At 60.2% G+C, this 23988-nt stretch carries 25 protein-coding genes and 1 riboswitch; of the genes, 9 read left to right on the top strand and 16 right to left on the bottom strand.

All coding sequences use genetic code 11. The annotated features are described in order from the left end of the window. Positions 1 to 3: 3 nt before the first annotated feature. The 11 genes from C4S72_RS20880 to btuB are packed head-to-tail and all read right to left on the bottom strand — an operon-like array spanning position 4 to position 10636. Positions 4 to 546, bottom strand: a complete 543-nt coding sequence (locus C4S72_RS20880; protein WP_104005121.1) for a histidine phosphatase family protein — start codon at positions 544 to 546, stop codon at positions 4 to 6. Continuing rightward, entirely contained in the window at positions 543 to 1628 is a 1086-nt protein-coding gene (cobT, locus tag C4S72_RS20885; protein WP_327332983.1) for a nicotinate-nucleotide--dimethylbenzimidazole phosphoribosyltransferase, read from the bottom strand. Before cobT ends, C4S72_RS20880 begins: the two co-directional genes overlap by 4 nt. After that, positions 1625 to 2140 carry a bifunctional adenosylcobinamide kinase/adenosylcobinamide-phosphate guanylyltransferase gene (gene cobU, locus C4S72_RS20890; RefSeq protein ID WP_104005122.1) on the bottom strand — a complete coding sequence of 172 codons (516 nt, stop codon included), beginning with the start codon at positions 2138 to 2140 and terminating at the stop codon, positions 1625 to 1627. Before cobU ends, cobT begins: the two co-directional genes overlap by 4 nt. Continuing rightward, positions 2137 to 3624: a cobyric acid synthase gene (locus C4S72_RS20895; RefSeq protein WP_104005123.1), complete on the bottom strand. Its 1488-nt coding sequence runs from the start codon at positions 3622 to 3624 to the stop codon at positions 2137 to 2139. Before C4S72_RS20895 ends, cobU begins: the two co-directional genes overlap by 4 nt. Next, the gene (gene cobD / locus C4S72_RS20900) at positions 3621 to 4712 is read right to left on the bottom strand and encodes a threonine-phosphate decarboxylase CobD (protein WP_235009221.1); all 1092 of its coding nucleotides are present in this window, start codon (positions 4710 to 4712) and stop codon (positions 3621 to 3623) included. Before cobD ends, C4S72_RS20895 begins: the two co-directional genes overlap by 4 nt. Then, positions 4712 to 5629, bottom strand: a complete 918-nt coding sequence (cbiB, locus tag C4S72_RS20905) for an adenosylcobinamide-phosphate synthase CbiB (RefSeq protein ID WP_104005124.1) — start codon at positions 5627 to 5629, stop codon at positions 4712 to 4714. The genes cobD and cbiB overlap by 1 nt, the downstream gene beginning before the upstream one ends. Continuing rightward, positions 5626 to 6282, bottom strand: a complete 657-nt coding sequence (gene bluB / locus C4S72_RS20910; protein WP_104005125.1) for a 5,6-dimethylbenzimidazole synthase — start codon at positions 6280 to 6282, stop codon at positions 5626 to 5628. The genes cbiB and bluB overlap by 4 nt, the downstream gene beginning before the upstream one ends. Then, positions 6279 to 7592: a cobyrinate a,c-diamide synthase gene (locus tag C4S72_RS20915; RefSeq protein WP_104005126.1), complete on the bottom strand. Its 1314-nt coding sequence runs from the start codon at positions 7590 to 7592 to the stop codon at positions 6279 to 6281. Before C4S72_RS20915 ends, bluB begins: the two co-directional genes overlap by 4 nt. Then, positions 7589 to 8206: a cob(I)yrinic acid a,c-diamide adenosyltransferase gene (gene cobO / locus C4S72_RS20920; RefSeq protein WP_104005127.1), complete on the bottom strand. Its 618-nt coding sequence runs from the start codon at positions 8204 to 8206 to the stop codon at positions 7589 to 7591. The genes C4S72_RS20915 and cobO overlap by 4 nt, the downstream gene beginning before the upstream one ends. Next, a complete protein-coding gene (locus tag C4S72_RS20925; RefSeq protein ID WP_104005128.1) occupies positions 8203 to 8775 on the bottom strand; it encodes a hypothetical protein in 573 nt (190 codons plus the stop codon). Before C4S72_RS20925 ends, cobO begins: the two co-directional genes overlap by 4 nt. A 31-nt stretch (positions 8776 to 8806) precedes the next feature. Then, positions 8807 to 10636: a TonB-dependent vitamin B12 receptor gene (gene btuB / locus C4S72_RS20930; RefSeq protein WP_104005129.1), complete on the bottom strand. Its 1830-nt coding sequence runs from the start codon at positions 10634 to 10636 to the stop codon at positions 8807 to 8809. A gap of 118 nt (positions 10637 to 10754) precedes the next feature. After that, positions 10755 to 10995: riboswitch (cobalamin riboswitch) on the bottom strand. A gap of 128 nt (positions 10996 to 11123) precedes the next feature. Here btuB and C4S72_RS20935 point away from each other — a divergent pair. Beyond that, the gene (locus C4S72_RS20935; protein WP_456085547.1) at positions 11124 to 11651 is read left to right on the top strand and encodes a lipocalin family protein; all 528 of its coding nucleotides are present in this window, start codon (positions 11124 to 11126) and stop codon (positions 11649 to 11651) included. Between the two features lie 93 nt (positions 11652 to 11744). Here C4S72_RS20935 and C4S72_RS20940 read toward each other — a convergent pair whose 3' ends face one another. After that, positions 11745 to 12641: a LysR family transcriptional regulator gene (locus C4S72_RS20940; protein WP_104005130.1), complete on the bottom strand. Its 897-nt coding sequence runs from the start codon at positions 12639 to 12641 to the stop codon at positions 11745 to 11747. A 148-nt stretch (positions 12642 to 12789) separates the two neighbouring features. Here C4S72_RS20940 and C4S72_RS20945 point away from each other — a divergent pair, with 148 nt between their 5' ends. Next, positions 12790 to 13899 carry an S-(hydroxymethyl)glutathione dehydrogenase/class III alcohol dehydrogenase gene (locus C4S72_RS20945; protein WP_104005131.1) on the top strand — a complete coding sequence of 370 codons (1110 nt, stop codon included), beginning with the start codon at positions 12790 to 12792 and terminating at the stop codon, positions 13897 to 13899. Between the two features lie 107 nt (positions 13900 to 14006). After that, complete coding sequence (gene fghA / locus C4S72_RS20950) at positions 14007 to 14864, top strand: S-formylglutathione hydrolase (RefSeq protein ID WP_104005132.1); 858 nt, start codon at positions 14007 to 14009, stop codon at positions 14862 to 14864. A 64-nt stretch (positions 14865 to 14928) separates the two neighbouring features. Here the strand turns inward: fghA and C4S72_RS20955 are convergent, their stop codons facing one another. Both C4S72_RS20955 and C4S72_RS20960 read right to left on the bottom strand, forming a co-directional pair. Continuing rightward, positions 14929 to 15405: a peroxiredoxin gene (locus C4S72_RS20955; RefSeq protein ID WP_104005133.1), complete on the bottom strand. Its 477-nt coding sequence runs from the start codon at positions 15403 to 15405 to the stop codon at positions 14929 to 14931. A 110-nt stretch (positions 15406 to 15515) separates the two neighbouring features. Further along, complete coding sequence (locus C4S72_RS20960; protein ID WP_235009222.1) at positions 15516 to 15893, bottom strand: 3D domain-containing protein; 378 nt, start codon at positions 15891 to 15893, stop codon at positions 15516 to 15518. Positions 15894 to 16090: 197 nt separating this feature from the next. Here C4S72_RS20960 and C4S72_RS20965 point away from each other — a divergent pair, with 197 nt between their 5' ends. Beyond that, positions 16091 to 16738 carry a 2OG-Fe(II) oxygenase gene (locus C4S72_RS20965; RefSeq protein ID WP_104005134.1) on the top strand — a complete coding sequence of 216 codons (648 nt, stop codon included), beginning with the start codon at positions 16091 to 16093 and terminating at the stop codon, positions 16736 to 16738. A gap of 19 nt (positions 16739 to 16757) precedes the next feature. Here the strand turns inward: C4S72_RS20965 and C4S72_RS20970 are convergent, their stop codons facing one another. Further along, a complete protein-coding gene (locus C4S72_RS20970; protein WP_104005135.1) occupies positions 16758 to 17231 on the bottom strand; it encodes a c-type cytochrome in 474 nt (157 codons plus the stop codon). Positions 17232 to 17399: 168 nt separating this feature from the next. On the opposite strand from C4S72_RS20970, the gene dbpA reads away from it, so the two are divergent. Both dbpA and C4S72_RS20980 read left to right on the top strand, forming a co-directional pair. Beyond that, the gene (gene dbpA, locus C4S72_RS20975; RefSeq protein ID WP_104005136.1) at positions 17400 to 18779 is read left to right on the top strand and encodes an ATP-dependent RNA helicase DbpA; all 1380 of its coding nucleotides are present in this window, start codon (positions 17400 to 17402) and stop codon (positions 18777 to 18779) included. Between the two features lie 131 nt (positions 18780 to 18910). Then, positions 18911 to 19564: an SDR family oxidoreductase gene (locus C4S72_RS20980; protein WP_104005137.1), complete on the top strand. Its 654-nt coding sequence runs from the start codon at positions 18911 to 18913 to the stop codon at positions 19562 to 19564. Positions 19565 to 19752: 188 nt separating this feature from the next. Here C4S72_RS20980 and C4S72_RS20985 read toward each other — a convergent pair whose 3' ends face one another. Further along, positions 19753 to 20745 (bottom strand): serine/threonine protein kinase, encoded by a 993-nt coding sequence (locus C4S72_RS20985; protein ID WP_104005138.1) that lies wholly within the window; start codon positions 20743 to 20745, stop codon positions 19753 to 19755. A 314-nt stretch (positions 20746 to 21059) separates the two neighbouring features. Between C4S72_RS20985 and C4S72_RS20990 the strand changes: the two genes are divergently transcribed. From C4S72_RS20990 to C4S72_RS21000, 3 genes are read left to right on the top strand one after another with little or no spacing between them, the layout of a single operon-like run. Then, positions 21060 to 22034: a TRAP transporter substrate-binding protein gene (locus C4S72_RS20990; protein WP_104005139.1), complete on the top strand. Its 975-nt coding sequence runs from the start codon at positions 21060 to 21062 to the stop codon at positions 22032 to 22034. Between the two features lie 4 nt (positions 22035 to 22038). Further along, on the top strand, positions 22039 to 22554 hold the full coding sequence (locus C4S72_RS20995; RefSeq protein WP_235009223.1) for a TRAP transporter small permease: 516 nt from the start codon (positions 22039 to 22041) through the stop codon (positions 22552 to 22554). Beyond that, the gene (locus C4S72_RS21000) at positions 22554 to 23855 is read left to right on the top strand and encodes a TRAP transporter large permease (protein WP_104005140.1); all 1302 of its coding nucleotides are present in this window, start codon (positions 22554 to 22556) and stop codon (positions 23853 to 23855) included. Before C4S72_RS20995 ends, C4S72_RS21000 begins: the two co-directional genes overlap by 1 nt. The last annotated feature ends 133 nt before the right edge of the window (positions 23856 to 23988 follow it).

The following is a 23988-nucleotide window of genomic DNA, read 5'->3' on the forward strand; positions in this document are numbered from 1 at the left end:
TACTCATCGCCTGAACAGATGCAGGGAGCCGTGGGAGACATCGTAGTTAAACATGCGGGCAACCGGCTGACGCTGCATGATGCAGCGGATCGCGCGGATCACTCCGCCATGGCAGACCAGTAATACTGGGCCGTCATAGGCCGCCTCTATATCCTCCAGCGCGCTGCTGAGTCGCTGGAAAAACAGCGCCAGCGATTCGCCCTGCGGCGGTGGATAACACCAGGGGTCTTTCCAGAAATTCTCCAGCGCTCGCGGTGCCGCATCGTATACCTGTTGGCCGGTCAGGCCGTCCCAGTCGCCAAAATCGTACTCGGCCAGGCGCGGTTCTATTTTTAGCTGGTCTTCAGCAGCCCAGTGGGTCGCAAACTCAGCGCAGCGGCGCAGCGGCGAGCTGATCACCGCCTCAAACTGCTCAGGCTGGTAATCGCTCAGCCCCTGCTGCATCTGCTGCCAGCCAAGCTCGGTCAGCGTCGCATCGGTGCGGCCCAGATAACACTGCCCCGCCTCGGTAAGGCCATGGCGCAGCAGATAGATACGCTGGCTCATCGATCACTCCCGGAAACTGCCGCCTCAGCGAAGGTCGCCATGCCGTTGTGCAGCGTACAGGCCATGCGCAGCAGCGGCACCGCCACGGCGGCACCACTGCCCTCGCCGAGTCTGAACCCCAGGTCCAGCAACGGCTTCGAGGGCAGCGCCTCCGCCAGCAGGCGATAACCCGGCTCGGCGGAGCTATGCGCGAAGAACAGCCAGTCTTCACAACCCGGCTGAATACGGCAGGCCAGCAGCGCAGCGACGCTGCAGATATAACCGTCGACCAGCGCTGGCACACCGAGCTTGGCGCAGTGCAGGTAGGCTCCGGTGAGCGCTGCCAGCTCAAAGCCGCCAAGACGGCGCAGCAGTTCCAACGGTTCATCGCTGTGGGGCTGATGCAGCGCCAGCGCCTGCTCCACTACCTTAACCTTATGCAGTACTCCAGCGTTATTCAGGCCGGTGCCGGGCCCCACCGTTTCGGCCGCAGAACAGCCGAGCAAAACGGCCGATAGCGCCGCTGCCGGTGTGGTATTGCCGATACCCATTTCGCCGCCGATAAAGAGGTCCGCCCGGCCTTCACCGGCAAGGGTATCCACCGCCTCACGTCCGACCAGCAAAGCAGCTTCCAGCTGTTCGGCGGTCATGGCCGCTTCCCGGGCCAGATTTCCGCTTTGCGGCGCGATAATGCGTGGCTCAACACCGGTCAGTTCCGGCAGCGGCTCGACCGTGCCCAGGTTATAGACCCGCAGCTCCGCACCCAGTGCTTTTGCCGATACGCTGATCGCCGCTCCACCTGTGGAAAAGTTCGCGATCATCTGCGCCGTAACCGCCTGTGGAAAAGCGGAAACCCCCTCGGCGGCTACGCCATGGTCGGCGGCAAACACCGCAATGGCCAAACGATCCAACGCGGGTTGATCCCGCCCCTGCATGGCGGCCAAGCGCACGGCGATATTTTCCAGTTCGCCCAGAGAGCCGGGCGGTTTGGTCAGTTGCTGCTGCCGCTCCTGCGCCTGTTCGCGGGACGCCTGATCCAGAGTCGCCAGCGGCTGTTCAAGCCAGCCGATAAAGTCATCACCGTAGAGAGCCTGATCGATCACAGTTTCTCTCCTTTTACCGTCAACGGTAGCCCCGCCACCGTCAAAACCACCTGGTCGGCCACCGCCGCCACCGCCTGGTTGAGCCAGCCCGCCTCATCGACAAAGCGCCGGCTCAGCTCACCCATAGGCACCACGCCCATACCGGTTTCATTGGTCACCAGAATCACTTCACCCTTTGCGTTAGCCAGCGTCGTGTAGAGCAGCTCGCGCTGCGCCTGGATATCGGTCTCGGACAACAGCAGGTTGGTCACCCAGAGCGTCAGGCAATCCACCAGCAGGCAGTGTCCTGGTTGCTGCAGGCGGCTGATCGTTTCCACCAGTTGCAGCGGTTCCTCAACGGTCTGCCAATGATCCGGGCGGCGTTCACGGTGCAGCGCGACACGCTCACTCATCTCGCCATCGCCGGTTTGCGCGGTGGCGATATAGATCACCTCCAGCCCAGATTCTTCGGCGAGGCGCTCCGCCAGGGTGCTTTTGCCGCTGCGGGCGCCGCCAGTTATCAGTCGGATCATGAAGCCTCCTCCGCTGCGCCTTCCAGATCGAGCAGGGCAAACAACCGCTCCAGATCCAGATTCTCCTCCACGCTATCGGCCAGCCGGTCGATGGCGGCCTCATGCAGCGCGTAATAATCGATACTTTCTGCCCGCTCCAATCCGGCCCAGCTCAGCAGTTCGCGGGTCGCCTCGGCAGACTCGAACAGGCCGTGCAGATAGCAGCCGGCCACCTGGTGATCTTCTGACACAGCACCATCAACGCCGTAGTCCAGGGTAACCAGGGACTCAAAACCGGCATCGACCCGGGACACCCCACAATGGATTTCATAGCCATGCACCGGCACCGCCTGGCCATTGATATTCAGCTGGCCGCTGCAGTTACGCAGTGCCTTCTGCTGCGCCAGTTCTGTGGTCAACGGCAGCAGATTAAGCCCCGCACTCGAGCCGGGATCGCTCTCCATCCCCAGAGGATCGGCCACCTCGCGACCCAGCATCTGGTAACCGCCGCAGATTCCCAGCGCCTTGCCGCCGTAGCGCAGGTGGCGCTGGATATAGCGGTCCCAGCCCTGGGCGCGCAGCCACTCTAGATCGGTGCGTACCGCTTTGGAGCCGGGCAGAATCAGCAGGTCAGCAGCAGGCTTTTCATCATCGGTGCCAACGAACGTCAGGCGCACCTGGGGATGCTGACGCAGAGGGTCAAAATCGGTGTGGTTGCTGATATGCGGCAGCACCGGCACCACCACGTTCAATGCATCGCCGGCCTTATCTGCATCCGGCTCGCGGCTGATCGCGTCTTCCGCCTCGATATGCAGGCCGTGCAGATAGGGAAGAACCCCGAGGACAGGCTTGCCGGTGCGCTGTTCCAGCCAGTCCAGACCCGGTTGCAGCAGCGCGATATCACCACGGAAGCGATTGATCACAAAACCTTTTATCCGCGCCTGTTCGGTTGGGCTCAACAGCTCCAGGGTGCCGACCAGGTGGGCGAAAACCCCGCCCTTGTCGATATCGGCAATCAGGACCACCGGGCAGTCCACCCTCTCGGCGAAGCCCATATTGGCGATATCGCGATCGCGCAGGTTGATCTCGGCGGGAGAGCCTGCGCCCTCGACCAGTACCGAGCGGTATTGCTGTGTCAGCCGCCCGTGGGATTCCGCCACAGCCTGCCAGGCCACCGCCTTGTAATCGTGGTATCGGCCCGCTTCCATGTTATCCACCGCCTTGCCGTGGATGATCACCTGGGCGCCGGTGTCGGAGCAGGGCTTGAGCAGCACCGGGTTCATATCAATATGGGGCGCCAGTCCGCAGGCTTGGGCCTGCACGGCCTGCGCTCGGCCGATCTCGCCGCCTTCCGCGGTCACGGCGCTGTTCAGCGCCATATTCTGCGGCTTGAACGGCACCACGCTGATGCCACGACGTTTGAGTACCCGGCAGAGCCCCGCCACCAGCGTGCTTTTGCCCGCATCGGAGGTGGTACCCTGCACCATCAAGGTGTCTGTTCTCATACCTGTATCTGACTCTCTGCGGCGGTGGCCTCGGTCAACGACCGGGCCAGATGACGCCATTCATGTTCATTGCCCGGCAGACCGAATCTCAGGCTTGAATATGGCTCGAAGTAACGCACCAGTATTCCCTGCTGCGCCAGACGGTGCGCCAGCTCGGCGGCATCGTCGATCTGTACCGTCACGAACAGACCGGTGCTGGCTAACCCTCTACCCTGAAGACTCCCCGGAAGATCCTCCAAAGCCTCCTCAAGCAGCCTCACCAGGCGCTGACGACTGCTCTCCAGCCAGGTGCGTGCTTCCTGCTGCCAGCTCGTATCCCAGAGCGCTCGGGTTGCCAGCCAGCGTGACGGCGTGGCTATAGACCAGTGGCCGATGGCACGACTCAGCATCTGGCGTATCTCTGCATCGGCAAACAGAAAGCCGACACGCAGACCGGCCAGACCGAAAAATTTACCCAGGGAACGCAGTACGATCAGCCCCGAAGGCATCTGCGGCTGGATCATGCTCTGCTGAGGTTCGGTATCGAGAAAGGCTTCATCGATCACCAGCCAGCCGCCCCGGGCCGCCAGCTGTTGATGCCATCGAGCCAGAGTAGCCTGGTCAAACCGCACCGCGCTGGGATTGCAGGGGTTAATCAGCACCAGGCAGTCGAAGCGGTGCAGCTCGGTCTCTATCTGCTCTGCTGCCAGCCGCTCAACCTGGTGGCCGTTCAGCTGCCAGTGATAACGGTGTTCTTCATAACCCGGCGCGATCACGCCGACCCGGGACTCGCCAAACAGCTGTTGGCGGATGCGGGGCAGCTCGCGAATCGCTTCCTGCGAACCTGCCACCGGCACCAGGTCAGAGGAGCCGTAATACTCGGCAGCGGCAGCTTCCAGCTCGTCGTCATTTTCCGGCAGACGCATAAAGGTCTGGTTATCGATCAACGGTATGGTCCAGCCGCAGGGGTTGATGCCGGTAGAAAGGTCGACCCAGCGCTCCAGCGGTATCCCATACTCCGCCACGGCTCGTCTCAGCCGGCCACCATGCTCCGGCATTTGGACTTGGGCCTGTCGCAGCGCCTGTGCCGAAAAATCCGGGTTATCCATTAAAAAACTCCAGCAGCGAGAATCCAGACAAACTGTATCAGGCTTATCACCACGAGCCAGAGCAGAACGCTGTATCGGAGTAGTTTAAGGGATCGGTCCAGGTCCTCACAGGCCGCTGCCCGCCCCTCTCCCAGGATCGGTTTTTTCACCAGGGTGCCGCGATAACGGGTCGGCCCGCCGAGTTTCAGGCCGAGGGCTCCAGCACCGGCGGCCATCACCGGTCCGCCGTTGGGGCTGTCATGCTGTGGTGCCTGCAGCCGCCAGCAGCGCAGGGCGCGACGGGTCTGTCCACACAGTGCGTAACTCAGGGCGGTGAGTCTGGCGGGCAGGAAGCCGGCCAGATCATCAAGCCGGGCAGCGGCCCAGCCGAAATAGAGGAAACGTTCGCTGCGGTAACCCCAGCTGGCATCCAGGGTGTTAATCAGCCGGAACGCCAGCGCGCCGGGGGCACCGAAAATACAGAACCAGAACAGCGCGCCGAACACCGCATCATTGCCGTTTTCCAGCACCGACTCCACGGCGGTGCGCTCGATCTCCAGCGTGGCTTCGTCACGGCTGCAGATCATGGCGGTACGGCGGCGGGCCTCGGGTTCATCCCCCTGCTCCAGGGCGCGACGAATCGGTTCTATATGGTCGCCCAGGCTTTTAAAGCCCAGGGTAAACCAGAGCACCAGCGGGGATAGCAGCCATTGCAGCAGTGGCCACTGCATCAGCCAGGCACAGATAAGGACAGGTGGGGCGACCAGCAGAAGCAGCGCCAGTAACCCGGAGATCCGCCGGCGAAAATCGCTGCCCTTGTTCAGACGCTGCTCAAGCCAGTCGGCACAGCGACCAAAACCGACCAGCGGGTGCCAGCGGCGCGGCTCCCCCAGCCAAAGATCGATCAGCACCCCCACCCACAGCAGCAGCGCCGTCACTCGCGATGACCTGCCCCGGGCCAGACGTTCTCTGCCAGCAGCTCGGTCAGCGGCACGGCGCTGGCCCAGCCCTCCTGCTCCAGCATCGGGATCTCATAGAACTTATCCACCGGACCGATGCAGAGAACTGCCACCGCTTTGCTGCCCTCAGGCATCTTCAGCAATGCGCCCATCGCATCCGGGTCGAACAGGGAAACCCAGCCAACGCCTATGCCTTCGGCACGGGCGGCCAACGACAGGTTCTGGATCGCGCAGGCCACCGACGCCAGATCCATCTCCGGCAGGGTACGACGGCCAAAAATATGCTGTTCACGCTGATCCATCAGCGCCACCACCAGCAGCTCGGCGCAACGGTCGACTCCTTCCACTTTGAGGCGCAGAAACTCAGACTCACGCTCATCCAGCGCCTTGGCCGTGGCCTGGCGCTCCTGCTCGATCAGCCCCCGGATCTTGCGGCGCAGCGCGGGGCGGGTGATACGGATAAAGCGCCAGGGCTGCATCAAGCCTACGCTGGGCGCCTGATGGGCGGCCTGCAGGAGGCGCTCCAGCACCTCGGGCGCCAGCGGTTCATCGGCAAAGTGGCGCATATCACGTCGTTCACGAATGGCGCGATAAACCGCCGCCCGCTCCTGTTCACTGAATGATTGACTCATGGTCGAAATAGCGCCGCTATGGCAGGGGGGTTGGATGGAAAATAGCTGTGGATGTAACTGGCTGTCATCCGGCCGATACGATAAACCGGCTCGGCGGCGCGACGACCGTTGGGGCATTCGCCCCGGGCAATCGGTTCCAGCGACGTCTCCAGGCTGGAATGATGGAAGGTGTGGCCACGCAGCTCACCCTCCGGCAGGCTGAAACGTTGCAGCCCCAATGCAGCAAATCGCTTCTGCATCTGCGCCCTGGCCGGCAGCAGACCACAGAGACTTACCGGTTCGCCATCCAGCGGTGCCAGGGACTCGGTCAGCCAAAGCATACCGCCGCACTCCGCCAGCAGAGGCTTGTCGGCCGCCATATGGGCGCGGACCTGCGCAGTCAGCTCCCTGTTTGCGGACAGCTGCGACAGGTACAGCTCGGGGTAACCGCCGGGCAGGTAGAGGCTGTCTACCTCAGGTAGCGCCTGGTCAGCCAGCGGCGAGAAAAAGCTGAGCTTGGCGCCCATCTGCTCTAAAAGAGCCAGGTTCGCCGGATAAATAAACGAGAATGCGCCGTCCCGGGCCACACCGATACGGACGCCCTCCAACAGGCGCGGCACCGCTTCGCAGCGCTGCGGCTGGAAGGTCACCGGAGCGGGCAGATCGGTGCCAGCGCTGCTGGCGATCGCCTCGGCCGCCGCATCGAGACGGGCATCCAGGTCAGCGATCTCATCCCCCTGCACCAGGCCCAGATGGCGGCTCGGCAGGGTAAAGGCTTCATCGCGACTCAGAGCGCCGTACCAGTGCATTCCGGCAGGCAGGGATTCGGCCAGCATCCGCCCATGGCCTTCACTGCCGATACGGTTGCCAAGCACACCACTGAAACTAAGCTCCGGGCGATAGCTGGCCAGACCGTGCGCCAGCGCGGCGAAGGTCTGCGCCATACCACCCGCGTCGATCACGCCTAGCACCGGGATGCCAAAGAGCACAGCCAGATCAGCGCTGCTGGGGTTACCGTCGTAAAGGCCCATCACCCCTTCGATCAGGATCAGGTCCGCCTCGCCGGCGGCTTCCCAGAGCAGCTGTTTGCAGTGATCGGCCCCACCCATGAACAGGTCGAGCTGCAGCACTTCATGGCCGCTGGCCCGGGCCAGGATCATCGGGTCGAGAAAGTCGGGGCCGGTCTTGAACACACGCACCCGACGCCCGGCGTTGCGGTGCATCCGCGCCAGTGCAGCAGTGACGGTGGTCTTGCCCTGCCCCGATGCCGGAGCCGACACCAGCAGAGCCGGACAGCGCCTTGGCTCTGCTGTGGATAAAGCTGAAGTCAAAGTTCAACTCCCTTTTGTGCCCTGACTCCCGCCTTGAACGCATGCTTGACGACCTGCATCTCGGTAACGGTATCGGCCACATCGATCAGCGCCTGGGGGGCGCCGCGACCGGTGATCACCACATGCTGCATCGCCGGCCGTTTCGCCACGGCCTCAAGCACCTGTTCGAGTTCCACATAGTTGTACTTCAGGGCGATGTTGAGTTCATCGAGCACCACCAGAGAGACCGACTCATCGCTGAGCAGCTCGCTGGCCACATCCCAGGCCGCCTGGGCCGCAGCGCGATCGCGCTCCTTGTCCTGGGTTTCCCAGGTAAAGCCCTCGCCCATAACGTGGTAGCGCACCTCGGGGAAACGACGGAAGAACGCCTCCTCCCCGGTGCTGTAGCTGCCCTTGATAAACTGCACCACGCCGACCTGCATACCGTGCCCGAGAGCCCGGGCCAGCATGCCGAAAGCGGAGCTGCTTTTGCCCTTGCCGTTGCCGGTCAGCACCAGCAGCACACCGCGGTCCTGATCCGCCCTGGCGATGGACTGATCGACCACCGCCTTTTTGCGAACCATCCGGTCCTTGTAACGCTGATCGGCGTTCTTAGGGTTAGAGTCTGCACTCATGCCTGACGTGCCTCAGAGACAGCAGAACCACGGGTCGCAAGCCAGGCAGCGCCACCGACAACGGCCGTGTAACCGGCAAGGCTGGCCAGCTTCGCCGGCAGATACATCTCGATACGCGTCCACAGGCCCGCCAGGCTGGTTTCCTCAAACATGCCGGAGAGGAAGTAGTAGCCACCGCTGGAGAACAGGTTGGAGACGAAGGCGCTGACCAGAAGGGTCGCCACCAGCGGCGCCAGAGTGCTCCAGCTGTCACGGTGGATACGGCTGTAAAAGCGGCCACCGAACCAGAGTGTCAGGTATGCCGGCACCAGCATGCCGTAGGCCGGGGTGATGCAGTGGGCGATGCCCGCATCCAGACCGAGCGCCGCCAGATCCAGCAGCACCGCTTCCAGAAACAGCAGGCCAAAGAACCAGACCTGTTTCAGGAAGAAGCCGGCCAGCAGAAAGACCGCCCAGGAGGCGCTGGGCAATGCATCGATACTGGCAAAGTGGGTACCGCGCGTCAGCGCCATCAGCAGGATCAGACCCAGGCCGATAACGACCTGCTGTGACCGGTTTAGCTCAGTCATGGAAGACTCCTTTCATTAGAAACCGGGCCGCTTAGCTGCCCGGGGTGTAGTGAATTGACAGCCAGAACTCACGGTCGGGCTGGTTGTAGTTTCGGGCAGTTTCGTATTCTTTGTCGAACAGGTTGGCGACTCGAGCTCTGAGGCTCCAGTCCTGTGTCAGCTTGTAGGCACCGCGCAGATTCACCAGCGTGTAACCACCCAACTGGTCGCTGCCGTCATTACGTTCGCTTACAGACTGCGTAGATACACCCGCTGACCAAACCCCAAAGTCACGATCGGCAGACAGATTCAGCATGCGACGTGGACGACGATCCAGCATGCTGCCATCTTCGCGGTTTTCCGGGTCCATCAGGTCCAGATTAGACACCAGGTTCCAGCCAGCCAGCTGCGTTGCCGCTGTCAGTTCGATACCGCGGATACGGGCCTCATCCACGTTCTGCGGAACATTACGCGGCGTGCTCGTTTCGCTGATATCCGCCCAATCAATCAGGTTATCAATTTCTGTCTGATAAACGTTGGCGCTCCACTGCACACCCGCATGGGTGCCGGAAAGGCCAAACTCCAGAGATTTGGACTCCTCAGGCTTGATATCAGGGTTACCCTCATAGGTGCCCCAGTCGCCGTAATCCTCATACGGCCAGTACAGATCATTCAGGTCCGGCGCACGGAACGCGGTGCCGTAGCTGGCGAACAGTCGCAGATCCGGATCGAGCTGCACCCCCCAGGCGATGGAGCCTGTGTTGTGACGACCGAATTGTTCATCGTCATCGGTACGCAGACTGAAGGCCAGATCGTGGGCACCCAGGTAGACCTGGTAAAGACCGAAGACACCGGTATTATCCCTGGAGGTACCGGTATATTCGTTACTGCTGCTGACCTTGTCTTCCTGGTAATCCACACCCCAGGAAAGCTCGTTATTCTCGTTCAGAATGTGATGACTGACGATGGACGCTGTATCGCGCTCTGTATCAATATGGCTCTGATATTCGCCCCGGCTATACTGGGCTGCTTCATCCTTGCTGCGACCAAGGGAGAGGTCGAGCGCCCAGTTGTCCGTTGGTGTCAGACTTAGCGTACCGCCCAGGGTTTCCAGGTCAGACTCTGATGAGGCGTAGTTATCATAGTCGCTATCACCTTCATTACGGGTCCAGTGCAGCTGCGCGCTGGCCCAGTCGGTAAAACGGTAACCACCATTAAGTGACCAGGAGCGGTTATCGTAACCATCATCATCCGGGTCGTGGTTAGCAACGCCCTCTCTAACGTCTATGCCATCAGTCGAGTAATCACTGATATCGGCGCTAAACCAGCCGTTATCGTTGCCACCGGAGGCCCCAAAGGTAACCTCATGACTGTCGTTACTGCCCAAGCCCGCGCTAAAACGCGGTGTCAGCCCCTGGGTTCCGCGACGGGTGAAGATCTGGATAACACCGCCGATCGCCTCGGAACCATAGAGTGAAGAACGCGGGCCGCGCACAATCTCAACACGCTCGATTTGGTCGATAGCCAAGTGCTCAAACGCCATGGAACCGGACGTAGTCGAGCCCACCTTGATACCATCGATCATCACCAATACTTGATCGGAATTGGTACCGCGCAGGTAGAGGGAAGATGTTTTACCACGACCACCGTTATCCACAGTCATGACGCCCGGAGTCGTACTCAGCAGCTCATTAACGGTTTGCACCTGCTTGCGTTCGATCTCTTCACGATCGATCACGGTCACAGAGGCCAGGGCCTCATCCACGGTCTGCGCCGTGCGGCTGGCCGTTACAACGATGGTGTCGGGGTTGGTGTCTGCCTGAACAGCAGAAATAGAGGTGCTGCCCAGCAGCAGTGCCGCTGGCACAAAAAACTTGTTCATTAAATCGGTTTCCCTTTGCGAGCCGCCCGCGCGCAATTAATAAGATAGGGGGCCTGCAGGGAATAGACTAGAAGCGCTCCGGAACCGGACCGTCTCTGTGCAATCGCCCACCGCAATGCCCATAAAATCGCTTGCGGCCGGTCTCCGGGCTCAGGAGTCGACAGCCTGACGGCTATCTGAAGCGACACCTTCCCATATCCGTGGATACAGTGGCGCTCGCCGCTTCTTGCTCCTCTACCGTTGCGGGGGCAGCGCTGGCATTGCATGCGGGATGATCCGCGGTACGCACCAGCTTCCCGATTAAGTTCCAGACCTTATTTGCAGCAAAAGCCTGGCACACCGTAAGCAGAACGCTAATTTTAGGGAGGGGTTGATACGCGGTCAAACTCAGTTGACTCAGGTCAACATGAATCTCTTAGTAGATGATCGGAGACAATCCAATCGCTACAGCTTACGTATGACAGATACCACTCAATGCGGAGACAGGATGATGCGCACGCTATTACTGGGTCTTATGATGCTGACAATCGCCGGATGCGCCGGCACACCCAAGGGGGTCGAGCCCGTCAGTGGATTTGAGCTGCAACGTTATCTCGGCACCTGGTACGAGATCGCCCGGCTGGACCACTCGTTTGAACGTGGTTTGGACAATGTAACGGCGGAATACAGCCTGCGCGATGATGGTGGCGTTAAAGTGATCAATCGCGGTTATTCCGCCAGCGAAGAGCGCTGGGAGGAAGCAGAGGGCAAGGCTTACTTTGTCGACGCTCCCGATACCGGCCACCTGAAGGTCTCATTCTTCGGGCCGTTTTACGGCGCCTACGTGATCATGTCGCTGGACAAGGATAACTACCAGTATTCGCTGGTCAGCGGGCCTGACCGCGACTACCTGTGGATACTTTCACGCACGCCGACGCTGCCGGATGAGGTGCTGAGCAAGCTGCTCGATAAAGCCAGGGAAGAGGGCTTTCCTGTGGATGAGCTGATCTACGTGAAACAACCCGATTTCAGCTAGAGGCTCTTTATTATTTAGCTGAAGGCTCCCCATTCAGCTGAGAGCCCTCTTTCGGCTGAGGGCTCTCCCAGCTAAAGGCTCTAGCCGACCGCCTCAGGCACCCGAGTGCCAGGGGATACCATCTTCGAAGCGGTCGATCAGGTAATCGCACAGCAGTTTCAGGCGCGGCAGCTGTTGCCGCACCTTGGGATAGACCAGCCAGACGCCGGAGTGACGGTAGCGGTTGTTCTCCAGCAGCGGCAGCAGCTCGCCACTCTCCATCAGCGGCGTGACGTAATAGTCAGGCAGCTGGGCAATACCGAGCCCGGCCCGTGCCGCCGCCAGTACCGCAGGCCCCGAGTTGCTGTGCCAGTTACCGCTGACCCGCAGCTCGCGGCGCTGGCCTCTGTCCTGGAACAGCCAGGTGGAGCTGGTGCCCAGCAGGCAGTTGTGGTGCGCCAGCTCACTGAGGGTATGCGGCGCACCATGGCGCTCGAGATAATCGGGTGAAGCCACCAGATACTCTCGACGATCGCAGAGGCGCCGCGCCAGCAGGCTGGAATCCTCAAGCGTGCCCAGGCGAATCGCCAGATCGAAGCCCTCCCGAATCAGATCCACGCGTCGGTTACTCAGGTGCAGATCGATCTCCAGGCGCGGGTAGCGGCGCATAAACGCCGGCAGCAGCGGCGCAATAAAACGCTCGCCAAAGGTAGCCGCACAGGTCAGTTTAAGGCGTCCGCTGGGTTCCTCCTGCTGACGGCTGATCTGCTCCTCAGCGCTGATAAAGCCCTCGAGCAGACGGTGGCACTCCTCGAAATACTGTTCGCCGGCTTCACTGAGGCGGATCGAACGGGTGGTGCGGTAGATCAGCGGGGTGCCGAGATGGGTTTCCAGCTCTGCCACGCGTCGGCTGATATGGGAGGCCGACACGCCAAGGCGCTCCGCCGCCGCGGAAAAACTGCCTTCACGCACCACCGCCACAAAGGCTTCTATCGCATCCCAACGCCGCACTGCCTGCTCCTGAATCTGCTGTCTGGAAATCTATATGCCAGCATTATTGTTACACAGCAAAAATCATTTTCCATCTGTGCAGAGATGAAAGCGACAGGCTCGACTAAACTACGCGCTGATATCAATCCATCCTGAACAGGAGTTAATCATGAAATCACGCGCTGCCGTTGCCTGGAAAGCTGGCGACCCGCTTACTATCGAAGAAGTAGATGTTCAGGGCCCGAAGGCCGGTGAAGTCCTGGTGCGCATCGTTGCGACCGGTGTCTGCCACACTGACGCTTTCACACTGTCCGGCGCTGACCCGGAAGGTATTTTCCCGTCGATCCTGGGCCACGAAGGCGCGGGCGTCGTTGAAGAAGTCGGCCCGGGCGTTACTACCCTGAAGCCGGGCGACCACGTTATTCCTCTGTACACCGCCGAGTGCGGCAAGTGTAAGTTCTGCCTGTCTGGCAAAACCAACCTGTGTCAGGCGGTTCGCGCGACTCAGGGCAAGGGCCTGATGCCGGATGGCACCAGCCGCTTCTCCCTGAACGGCGAAACCATCTACCACTACATGGGTACTTCCACTTTCTCCGAGTACACCGTTGTTCCGGAGATCTCCCTGGCCAAGATCCAGATCGATGCGCCGCTGGAAAAAGTCTGCCTGCTGGGTTGCGGCATCACCACCGGTATCGGTGCTGTACTGAACACCGCCAAGGTTGAGCCGGGCTCCACCGTTGCGATCTTCGGCATGGGCGGCATCGGCCTGTCCTGCATCCAGGGTGCGCGCATGGCTGGTGCCGAGCGCATCATAGCCATCGACATCAACGAAGATAAGTTCGAGATGGCTCGCCAGTTCGGTGCGACCGACTGCATCAACCCGAAAGACTTCTCCGATCCGATCCAGCAGGTCATCGTCGACATGACCGACGGCGGTGTTGATTACTCCTTCGAGTGTATCGGTAACGTAGACGTTATGCGTTCCGCACTGGAGTGCTGCCACAAGGGCTGGGGTGAGTCTGTCATCATCGGTGTTGCCGGTGCCGGTCAGGAGATCTCTACCCGTCCGTTCCAGCTGGTTACCGGTCGCGTCTGGAAAGGCTCCGCCTTCGGTGGCGTTAAGGGCCGCAGCCAGCTGCCGGGCTACGTTGAAGATTACATGAACGGCAAGATCGAGATCGATCCGTTCATCACCCACACCATGGGTCTGGAAGACATCAACAAGGCGTTCGATCTGATGCACGAAGGCAAGAGCATCCGCTCCGTCATCCTGTTCTGATCGTTACCCGGAACATCATCGCTGCGAGGCGCCGCTCCTAGCTGTAGCGTAGGAGCGATGCCCGTCGCGATAGTCCTATCTGTTCCCGCGACCTTGAGGAGACTCCCATGTCCGAGTTATCCACAGCACCTGAACTGATCGCCAGCAACAAATGCTTCGGCGGTTGGCTCAAGCGTTACAAGCATCAGTCCGCCAGCACTGGCACCGAGATGGTGTTTGCGATCTACCTGCCGCCACAGGCGCAGAGCAAACCCGTACCGGTGCTCTACTGGCTGTCAGGCCTGACCTGCACCGACGAAAACTTCACCCAGAAGGCCGGCGCCCAGCGTCTCGCGGCCGAGCTGGGTATGGCGATTGTCTGCCCGGATACCAGCCCGCGTGGCACGGATCATCCCGGCGAGCACGACAGCTACGACTTCGGTTCCGCTGCCGGTTTCTACGTCAACGCCACTCAGGCACCCTGGGCCGAAAACTACCGCATGTACGACTATGTGGTGGATGAGCTGCCGACTCTGATCGAGGAGAACTTCCCGGTCACCGATCAGCGCTCCATCAGCGGCCACTCCATGGGCGGCCACGGCGCGCTGATCTGCGCACTGAAGAATCCGGGTCGTTACCAGTCCGTTTCCGCCTTCGCTCCGATCAGCAACCCGATCAACTGCCCCTGGGGTGAAAAAGCCCTGGGCGGTTACCTGGGTGATGATCGTGAAAGCTGGAAAGCCTGGGACAGCTGTGAACTGATCGCCACTGCCAGCGAGCGTCTGCCACTGCTGGTGGATCAGGGTGAAGCGGACAACTTCCTGTCCGAACAGCTAAAGCCTGAAGCACTGAAGCAGGCCTGTGAAGCGGCCGGTCATCCGCTGGAGCTGCGCATGCAGCCTGGCTACGACCACAGCTACTTCTTTATCGCCACCTTTATCGGCGATCACCTTGAGCACCACGCCAAGGCTCTCGGCCTGAAGTAAGCAAGTAAGCGTAAACGCAAAAAGGGCGGGATATACCCGCCCTTTTTCTTGTTCGCTGGCCTGATTAAAGCGCGGCGAGGATAGTCTCTGCGCTGCTCTTGTCGATGCCCTTGTCATCGATGTTCAGCAGTTCTACGGTACCGTCGTTGACGATCATCGCGTAGCGCTTACTGCGCACACCCAGGCCGCCAGCGGTCAGATCCAGCTCCAGCCCGGCCGCCTTGGCGAATGCGCCGTTACCGTCACCGGCCATGATGATCTCTTCGGCATTCTGAGCCTTGCCCCAGGCATCCATAACGAAAGCATCGTTAACCGCGGTGCAGATGATGCTGTCGACGCCCTTGGCCTTGATCTCGTCAGCCTTGACCACGAAGCCCGGCAGATGTGTCATGGAGCAGCCCGGCGTGAACGCGCCCGGTACCGCAAACAGAACAACCTTTTTACCTGCAAACAGATCATCGGTGCTGAAAGACTCAGGGCCTTTTTCACCCATCACCTTGAATTCAACGGATGGAAGTTTGTCACCTACCTGAATAGCCATGCTTTTTCTCCCTGTGTACGGCAAATTGTTGACTAATTCACTCGGGATCTTAGCACTCAGGGCTCGATGCTGTATATCGGGGAAGAAGTAGAGCGGAGGAAAACAGAAACTCAGCTTTCGGAGGCAGGGTCCTGCCAGGAGATGGTGACATCGCGAACACCCCACTCCAGTGCGGCCTCCACGTTTTCACCCATGTAGATATCGATCTTGCGCGACCAGCGCTTGTTCATCTTGTCCATCACCACGTAAAGGCCCTTGAGCCCCTCGATCCTCACCTTGGTACCGTAGGTGAGACCGTCGCGCAGCAGGTCACGGGAGACTGCCACCACCTTCATGCCCGGGCGAAGTTCATCTCCCCAGGCGGCAATAGCCGGTTGCTCATTCGTCTGTTCAGCAACAGAGTTGTAGGCCGAGGCTTTAACCTGCAGGACCTGACTGCTCTCTGAGCTGTAGGCGAGCGATGGGGTCAGCAGCCACGTCAGTGACACTGCACAAGCCAGCCTAATGAGAACCGAATGTTTGATAACCTGTCTCCAGGGCGAACGATTGATTGGTCAAATGATACCCAATAGTGATAGCCCTGATCAATCTCAGAATTTCGCTCTTTTTAGTATCTATTAACAACATTTACCGTGACTAATAGCGAAAATCGGTTTATACAGAGCGCCCCTGACGGAGACTCCCTATGACCAGCATCCTCACCGCCGCCACCGAATCGGTATTTGACCGCATCGCCGATGCGCTGGTCGATCACGGCTATATTCTGCTGGATGACGGCCCGGACGCTGCCATTACCCAGGCACTCTTCGAGCGCACCCAGGAGCTGAGCCACGCTTTCCGTCGTGCCGGCGTCGGCCGGGAACAGGATCAGCACCTCAACAGCCAGATCCGCCAGGATGAGATTCACTGGCTAAACCAGGGCGATGCCAGCGAAGCCGCTTACCTGGAATGGATGGAGACACTGCGCGAGGCGATCAACCGCCGCCTCTTCATGGGGCTGTTCGACTATGAATGCCACTTCGCTCACTACGCCCCGGGGGCTTTCTACAAGCGTCACCTGGATGCGTTTCGTGGCCAGACCAACCGGGTGCTGACCACGGTCTATTACCTAAACGAAGAGTGGAAAAAAGAGGATGGTGGCGAGCTGCTGATCTACGCCGAGAGCGGCGATGAGCCGATTGAGCGGGTAGCACCGCAGGCAGGTACGCTGGTGATCTTCCTCAGCGACCGCTTCCCCCATGAAGTGCTGCCGGCCAAGGCTGATCGCTACAGCATCGCCGGCTGGTTCCGCGTCAACGCTAGCCTTGGCAACCAGATCGATCCGCCACGCTGATCAATCCCTGCCACGGCGTTTAATCTCTACCCCGATACTCTTCGTGGCAGTTCTTGCAGCTTCCCGCCAGCTGAGCCAAAACTGGACGCAGCTCCTCGCGATCCTTACCCGACGCCACCGCCTGCGCCAACGTATCAGCGTTGGCCACCATACGCTGCATCAGCTTGTCGAAGTTGGCCTGCTGATACCAGTACTCCTCCTTGAGACGCGTATCCATGCCATCGCTTCGACCGGTACCCTCGATAAAGCCTTCCGCCACCATATTGGCCAGCACCGCCACGCGCTCCGCACCCTGCGCAAAGGCCTCGGCATCAAACGGCTTGCGGCCCTGGATCATCGCGCCCATGGGGCCGAAGTTCCAGCCCATGGCCCGGAACACACCCTGGCGAAACTCCACCGCATCCTCCGGTGAAGCGGCGTGCAACAGCGGTGAGGCAGAGCTCAGCAACAGGGCAACAGCCAACATCGGCTTATTTATCAACGACTTTTTCATCACAAGTTTCCCAGCAGAACAAATGCCGAAAACCTTAACATAAACTGAACAACCCTTGGGGACGAACTGGTTCCATTTCTGCGGCAGCACAGTTGTCTAAAACAGATCATCGCTCTGCTATACTGGCGACTTTCTATCCCGACCACTCCATCCCCTACGGACCCGCCCGTGACCGATACCCGTTTCAGCAGCCTCAAACTGCCCCAGGCGCAGCTCAACAACCTTGCCAGCATCGGCTACGCCGAGATGACACCGATCCAGGCCCTGAGCCTGCCCGTCGCCCTCAGCGGCCACGATCTGATCGCCCAGGCGAAAACCGGCAGCGGCAAAACCGCCGCCTTCGGCATCGGCCTGCTGAACAAGCTCAAACCCCGGCTGTTCGCGGTACAGGGGCTGGTGCTCTGCCCCACCCGGGAGCTGGCGACCCAGGTAGCCAAGGAGCTGCGTCGACTGGCGCGTTACCAGGAAAACATCAAGATCATCACGCTCTGCGGCGGTACGCCGATCGGGCCGCAGATCGGCTCCCTGGAGCACGGTGCACACGTCGTTGTAGGTACGCCGGGCCGTATCAAGGATCACCTGCGCAAGCGCACGCTGACCCTGGATAAGGTAGACACCCTGGTGCTGGATGAAGCGGACCGGATGCTCGACATGGGCTTTGCCGAGGATATCGGCGCCATCATCGAGACCACACCGGCAAGCCGCCAGACGTTGCTGTTTTCCGCCACTTATCCGAAGGATATCGAGCAGCTTTCCGCCAGCTATCAGCGTAACCCTGAGCGCGTGACCGCGCCGGACAAGGAAGCACCGGCCGATATCGCCCAGCGCGCCTACCTCTGCGACGAGCCGCAGAAAGCCGACACGCTGATCGCACTGCTGCAGCAGCAACAGCCGGATGCGGCGGTGATCTTCTGTAACACCCGCGCCCGCTGCGAAGAGTACGCCCAGGCGGTGAAGAGCGCCGGATTTTCCGTCGGCGTTCTGCATGGCGATATGGAACAGCGCGAGCGCGACCAGCGCATCACCCTGTTCAGCAACCGCAGCCTGACCCTGCTGGTCGCCACCGATGTGGCCGCCCGCGGTCTGGATATCGATGCGGTGGACCTGGTGGTCAACGTGGATCTGCCGCGCGAAGCCGCGGTTTACACCCACCGTATCGGCCGTACCGGACGCGCCGGTCGCAGCGGCACCGCGCTGAGCCTGGTTGGCCCGAAAGAGACACTCAAGCTCGAACGCATCAACAGCGAGCAGCACAAGCCCATCGAGGTAATCGAGCAACTGCCGACACCGGACTTCGGCGCCAAGCCACCGCGCGCGCCCATGCGCACCCTGGCGATCGCCGGCGGTCGCAAGCACAAGCTGCGCCCGGGGGATATCGTCGGCACCCTGACCGCCGGCGGCGAGCTTAGCGGGGATGATATCGGCAATATCGAGGTGCACGACTTCGTCACCTACGTGGCAGTGAAACGGGAACATGCCGAAACCGCACTGGAAAAGATCAAGTCACGCACTATTAAGGGCAAGTCGTTCCGCGTGCGTAAACTCTGAGATCCGAATTCCGGCTGAACCCGCGCCGAGAACCGGCGTCTGACATAGCAGAAACACCCAAAAGGTCTGATTTATCAGGCCTTTTTCGTTAGTGCCCCTCGGTTATCAGAAAACGTGAACAAGGAGGATCCATGTCTACGATCTTTATCATTGGCGCCACCGGCGGTGTCGGTCATCGCCTCACCCCCAAGCTGATTGACGCGAGCTACAAGGTCACCGGCCTGCATCGCAAGCCTGAGCAGGCCGAGGTGCTGCGCGAATCCGGCGTGACACCGGTACAGGGCGACTTTATCGATATGAGCGCCGACGATCTGGCCAATGCGATGAGCGGCGCCGATATCGTCGTGTTTTCGGCAGGCGCCGCCGGCAGCGGCATGGACCGTGCCACCGCCATCGACGGCGAGGGACCGGCCAAGGTGATGCAGGCGATGAAGCAGCAGGATATCCGCCGCTTCTATCTGGTCAGCGCCTTCCCCGAAGCCGGGCGCGGCAAGGAGCCCAAGCCGGGCTTTGAACACTATATGAAGATGAAAAAACAGGCGGACACCGATGTGGTCGCCTCGGACCTCGACTGGGTGATCCTGCGACCTGGAACCCTGTTACATGAAGAGAGCGACGGCAAGGTCAATGCGGGACTGGCGATCCCCTACGGCACAGTAAAACGCGGCAACGTAGCGGCGTTTCTGGCCGAGCTGATTGAAACGCCGGCGATCAATCGCGAGATCATCGAACTGACCGATGGTGAGACCTCTGTATTGGAGGCGGTGTCGGGACTGGTGCGCTGAACGCTTCTTCCACAATCAGAAACAGCCCGTGCCGGATTCAATCGGCACGGGGGCGTGTCTCCAGATGGCACCCTGGCGGTTATTTCGCGTAGGAGCGACGCCCTCGTCGCGATTAACCACCGTGGTTTTGAATCACTGCTGTGCCAGCTTCAATCGGCACGAGGGCGTACCTCCTACAAGAGTTCCTGCTACAGCAATTCCAGCGGCGCCTCGCGCAGCTTGGCAAACTGCTCGCGCAGCTGCAGCAGGTGCTCGCCCCAGTAACGCTCGGTATTGAACCAGGAGAAGTTGTGGGGAAAGGCCGGGTCGTCCCAGCGGCGGCCCAGCCAGGCGCTGTAGTGCAGCATCCGCAGCGTCCTCAGCGCCTCCACCAGGTGCAGCTCACGGGGATCAAAGTCGGCGAATTCGTTATAGCCCTCGACCACCTCGTTTAGCTGTAACTGCAGCTCGTTACGGTCATCCCCGGTGAGCAGCATCCACAGATCCTGGATCGCCGGCGCCATGCGGGCATCGTCGAAATCGACAAAGTTCGGCGTATCGTCACGCCAGAGGATATTGCCACCGTGGCAGTCGCCATGGGCCCGGATCAGCTTTACCTGCCCTGCCCGGTGGAAGGCAGACTCCACCTCGTTCAACAGGTCCCGCGTCAAGCTGGTGTAGGCCTCCTTCAGCGTTGCCGGGATGAAGGATTCCCCAATCAGCTCAACGCTGTCGTAACCGTAGCTTTTAATCGTCAGCGCCGGTCGGTGCTGAAAATCCCGCGCGGCGCCAACCAGGTGAATGCGGCCCAACGTCTGTCCCAGGCGATAGAGATGATCAGGGTCCGACAGTTCCGGCGCGCGCCCGCCGCGGCGGGGATAAAGCGAAAACCGATAATCGCCGAAGCGAAACAGGCTCTCACCGTTGTCATCGCGTAGCGGCGCCACCACCGGCAGTTCCTGCTCCACCATCTCGAAGCAGAACTCATGTTCCTCGCGGATCTGCTCATCGCTCCAGCGCGCCGGGCGATAGAACTTGGCGATCAGCGGCTCCGCCTCATCGATACCCACCTGGTACACCCGGTTCTCATAGCTGTTCAACGCGAGGATACGGCCATCGCTGAGATAACCGCGCGACTCCACCGCATCGATCACCGTGTCCGGCATTAGCTGGTAAAAAGGCTGGCTGAGATTGTCTGTCATAGGGCACCGCTATCAGGTTTCAGCGGGCATTGTAGCCCCTGGTGCCATAACTGGGCGAGTGATCGCTGACATCGCCACACCTTCAAATCTTCGCGTCCAGCACCACCGCCGAAAACGCCACCTGCCGATGCCAATACGCGGCTTATCGCCTACGCTTTCTGACACTGGGAACTGAATATTTTATAAACAGTGGTCAAAACGGTTGTACTTGGCGCAAATAGGCAGGTTATAACCGGAGATAGACAGATGCAGACCCGGTAAATCGTATTTCCTTAGACTCTTACCAGTTCCGATAAGCCTTTCAGGAGATCTACATGTCGAGCGCATACAAGATTCTGGCTGCCGCATCACTTGGCGTTTCAATGCTGGGTAACGCCGCCACTCTGGACTTTTCCAACGAGTACAATGACAAATCGATCCACGCACAGGGCGATGCCTACTTCATTGAGCAGGTCAAAGAACTGACCGGCGGCAGCGTCGATATCGCGCTCCACACCAGCGGCTCCCTGGGCTTCAAGTCTGCCGACCACTTCTATGCGGTGGCCGACAACGCGGTACAGATTGCCGATACCCTGGCCGGCACCATCGGCGGTATCGACCCGATTTTCCTGCTCTCCTCCCTGCCTTTTGTCGCCGACAGCGTCGATGAAGCACAGAAGCTTTACGAGATCGCCCGCCCGCAGTATGCGAAGGTGTTTGAAGATAACGATCAGATTCTTCTCTACGCCTCCCCCTGGCCGGCCAGCGGTATCTGGTCAGAAGAGATGGTCAACTCCACCGATGCGCTGACCAACCTGAAGATCCGTACCTACGACAAGAACGGCACCATCGCATTCAAGGAAGCGGGCGCCGCACCGGTGCTGCTCTCCTGGGCTGATGTGGTCCCGCAGCTCTCCACCGGCGGTATCTCCGCGGTACTGACCTCGGCCGAATCCGGCGCCAACGGCAGCTTCTGGGAACACCTGAACCACTACACCGAAATCCGCTACGCGGTGCCGCTGAATATGGTGCATATGAACCGCAACGCCTTTGAGGATCTCTCCGACGAGGAACAGGCAGCGATCCTGGAAGCGGCTAAACGCACCGATGAACATAACTGGGAAACCGTGCGCTCACGCCTTGAAGAAAACTATGCCGAGCTGAAAAGCCACGACGTCAACATCTACACCGATGTAGACCCGGGCATGGCCGCCACACTGAAAGCCGCAGCAGAACCGGCGGTGAAGGAATGGCTGGAAAACACCGGCAGCACCGGCCAGGAGATTCTCGACGCGCTGAAGGCGGAATAAGCCGATGATGTTGGCCCGTTTTTATATTGGGTTAGTGAAACGACTGAATCAGGGGGCCGGCATTCTCTGCGGCACCCTGATCGTCTATATGGCGGCCCATATTCTGCTCGAGATCGTGCTGCGCCTGTTCAACACCTCCACCTACGTACTCAACGAGTTCATCGGCTATGCCGTCGCCACCATGACCTTCATGGGCCTGGGCTTTGCCCTGGAGCGAGGCGGCCTGATCCGTGTAGGTCTGGTGATTAACCGGCTCAGCCCGAATGCAGCCATGTGGCTGGATCTGGCCATATCGAGCGCCATGCTGGCCCTGTTCGGCTGGCTCAGCTGGTACTGGGGCATCAACGTGAATCGCAGCTACTCCCGCGGCATCACCAGCGAATCCCTGGCCGATACGCCGCTGTGGATCCCTGAAGGCGCGGTACTGCTGGGCCTGGTTCTGCTTTGCCTGACGCTCTCCTCGCGGGTGTTGAGTCTGCTCGTTTTTCGTAAAACCCCGATCGATCTGGAGCCGCGCTGATGGAGATTCTGTTAACGACCTTCGGCGTCATCGCGATGGTGTTTATCGTGCTGGGGCTTGGCACCTGGGTGTTCGCCGGCCTGGTGACCGTATCTGTTCTGTCGCTGCTGCTGATGGCGGATTTCAGCCTGCACCGCGTCGGCGTGACCCTGAGCCGCATCCTGTTTCGCGCCGGAAGCTCCTGGGAGCTTTCGGCGATACCGATGTTCATCCTGATGGGGGAGATGATCTTCCGTTCGGATATATCGGAACGGCTGTTCCGTGGCCTGGAGCCGATCACCGCGCGTATTCCCGGTGGCATCCTGCACACCAATATCTTCGGCTGTACGCTGTTCGCAGCGGTCAGTGGCTCCAGCTCCGCCACCACGGCGACCGTAGGTAAGATCACCACCCGTGAGCTGGAGATCCGTGGCTATGACCGTCGCCTGTCGATCGGCTCCCTGGCCGGTGCCGGCAGCCTGGGCCTGCTGATTCCGCCTTCGATCGTCATGATCGTCTATGGCGTACAGGCCGAGGTATCGATCAGCAAGCTGTTCATGGCCGGCGTGCTGCCGGGTCTGTTGATCGCCTGCCTCTATTCCGGCTACCTGTTTTACCAAGCGATTCGCTTTCCTCATAAAGCGCCGCGGGAGGTCAACTCCAAGGTGAGCATGAGAGAGAGCGCCGCTCTGCTGGCACCGGTGCTGACGCTGATCTTTATCGTTATCGGCTCGATCTACAGCGGTATCGCCACGCCCTCAGAGGCGGCTGCTGTTGGTGTCGGCGCCGTGGTGCTGATGCTGCTGTTTGAGCGCCAGCTGAGCTGGAAGCTGTTTACCGATGCGGTGCAGGCAACCATTCTCAGCAGCGTCATGGTGTGCTCGATCCTGGTCTGTGCGGCACTGCTTTCCACCGCCGTGGGCTATCTGCATATCCCGCGCGACCTGGCCGGATTCATCGGTTCCCTGGAGCTTTCGGCGCCCGCGCTGCTGCTGATCCTGGCGCTCTTCTACGTGATCCTCGGTCTCTTCCTCGACGGCATCTCCATCACCGTCATGAGCCTGCCGATCACTCTGCCGCTGGTGGTTCAGGCTGGCTTCGACCCGCTCTGGTTCGGCGTTTTCCTGGTGATCATGGTGGAACTCGGACAGATCACCCCGCCGGTCGGCTTTAACCTGTTTGTCCTGCAGGGGCTGACCGGTGAAAAACTCGGCGCCATCGCGCTGGCGGCTTTCCCCTTCTTTATCCTGATGTGTGTCGCAGCACTGCTGATCTCGATTTTCCCGCAGATCGTGCTGGTGCTACCTAACCTGGGCGGCTGATTTCCGGCCGCCCGGCCTTTCCAAAGCTCTAAAACCGGGCAACACACGCACCGATTAGGTGCATCATTCTGGGCTCAGATTTTGACATCAGCCCTCAACTCCCATATTAATCAGGCACTAAAAGATGCATAAA

Origin of the sequence: Marinobacterium lutimaris (assembly GCF_900108065.1) — a bacterium.
GTDB lineage: Bacteria > Pseudomonadota > Gammaproteobacteria > Pseudomonadales > Balneatricaceae > Marinobacterium_D > Marinobacterium_D lutimaris.

What these genes read in the sequence shown, in the direction of transcription:
- C4S72_RS20880 (WP_104005121.1), bottom strand. Translation starts at nt 546, where the DNA reads ATGAGCCAGCGTATCTATCTGCTGCGCCATGGCCTTACCGAGGCGGGG.
- cobU (WP_104005122.1), bottom strand. Translation starts at nt 2,140, where the DNA reads ATGATCCGACTGATAACTGGCGGCGCCCGCAGCGGCAAAAGCACCCTG.
- C4S72_RS20895 (WP_104005123.1), bottom strand. Translation starts at nt 3,624, where the DNA reads ATGAGAACAGACACCTTGATGGTGCAGGGTACCACCTCCGATGCGGGC.
- cobD (WP_235009221.1), bottom strand. Translation starts at nt 4,712, where the DNA reads ATGGATAACCCGGATTTTTCGGCACAGGCGCTGCGACAGGCCCAAGTC.
- bluB (WP_104005125.1), bottom strand. Translation starts at nt 6,282, where the DNA reads ATGAGTCAATCATTCAGTGAACAGGAGCGGGCGGCGGTTTATCGCGCC.
- cobO (WP_104005127.1), bottom strand. Translation starts at nt 8,206, where the DNA reads ATGAGTGCAGACTCTAACCCTAAGAACGCCGATCAGCGTTACAAGGAC.
- C4S72_RS20925 (WP_104005128.1), bottom strand. Translation starts at nt 8,775, where the DNA reads ATGACTGAGCTAAACCGGTCACAGCAGGTCGTTATCGGCCTGGGTCTG.
- btuB (WP_104005129.1), bottom strand. Translation starts at nt 10,636, where the DNA reads ATGAACAAGTTTTTTGTGCCAGCGGCACTGCTGCTGGGCAGCACCTCT.
- C4S72_RS20935 (WP_456085547.1), top strand. Translation starts at nt 11,124, where the DNA reads ATGATGCGCACGCTATTACTGGGTCTTATGATGCTGACAATCGCCGGA.
- C4S72_RS20945 (WP_104005131.1), top strand. Translation starts at nt 12,790, where the DNA reads ATGAAATCACGCGCTGCCGTTGCCTGGAAAGCTGGCGACCCGCTTACT.
- fghA (WP_104005132.1), top strand. Translation starts at nt 14,007, where the DNA reads ATGTCCGAGTTATCCACAGCACCTGAACTGATCGCCAGCAACAAATGC.
- C4S72_RS20955 (WP_104005133.1), bottom strand. Translation starts at nt 15,405, where the DNA reads ATGGCTATTCAGGTAGGTGACAAACTTCCATCCGTTGAATTCAAGGTG.
- C4S72_RS20965 (WP_104005134.1), top strand. Translation starts at nt 16,091, where the DNA reads ATGACCAGCATCCTCACCGCCGCCACCGAATCGGTATTTGACCGCATC.
- C4S72_RS20970 (WP_104005135.1), bottom strand. Translation starts at nt 17,231, where the DNA reads ATGAAAAAGTCGTTGATAAATAAGCCGATGTTGGCTGTTGCCCTGTTG.
- C4S72_RS20980 (WP_104005137.1), top strand. Translation starts at nt 18,911, where the DNA reads ATGTCTACGATCTTTATCATTGGCGCCACCGGCGGTGTCGGTCATCGC.
- C4S72_RS20985 (WP_104005138.1), bottom strand. Translation starts at nt 20,745, where the DNA reads ATGACAGACAATCTCAGCCAGCCTTTTTACCAGCTAATGCCGGACACG.
- C4S72_RS20990 (WP_104005139.1), top strand. Translation starts at nt 21,060, where the DNA reads ATGTCGAGCGCATACAAGATTCTGGCTGCCGCATCACTTGGCGTTTCA.
- C4S72_RS20995 (WP_235009223.1), top strand. Translation starts at nt 22,039, where the DNA reads ATGATGTTGGCCCGTTTTTATATTGGGTTAGTGAAACGACTGAATCAG.
- C4S72_RS21000 (WP_104005140.1), top strand. Translation starts at nt 22,554, where the DNA reads ATGGAGATTCTGTTAACGACCTTCGGCGTCATCGCGATGGTGTTTATC.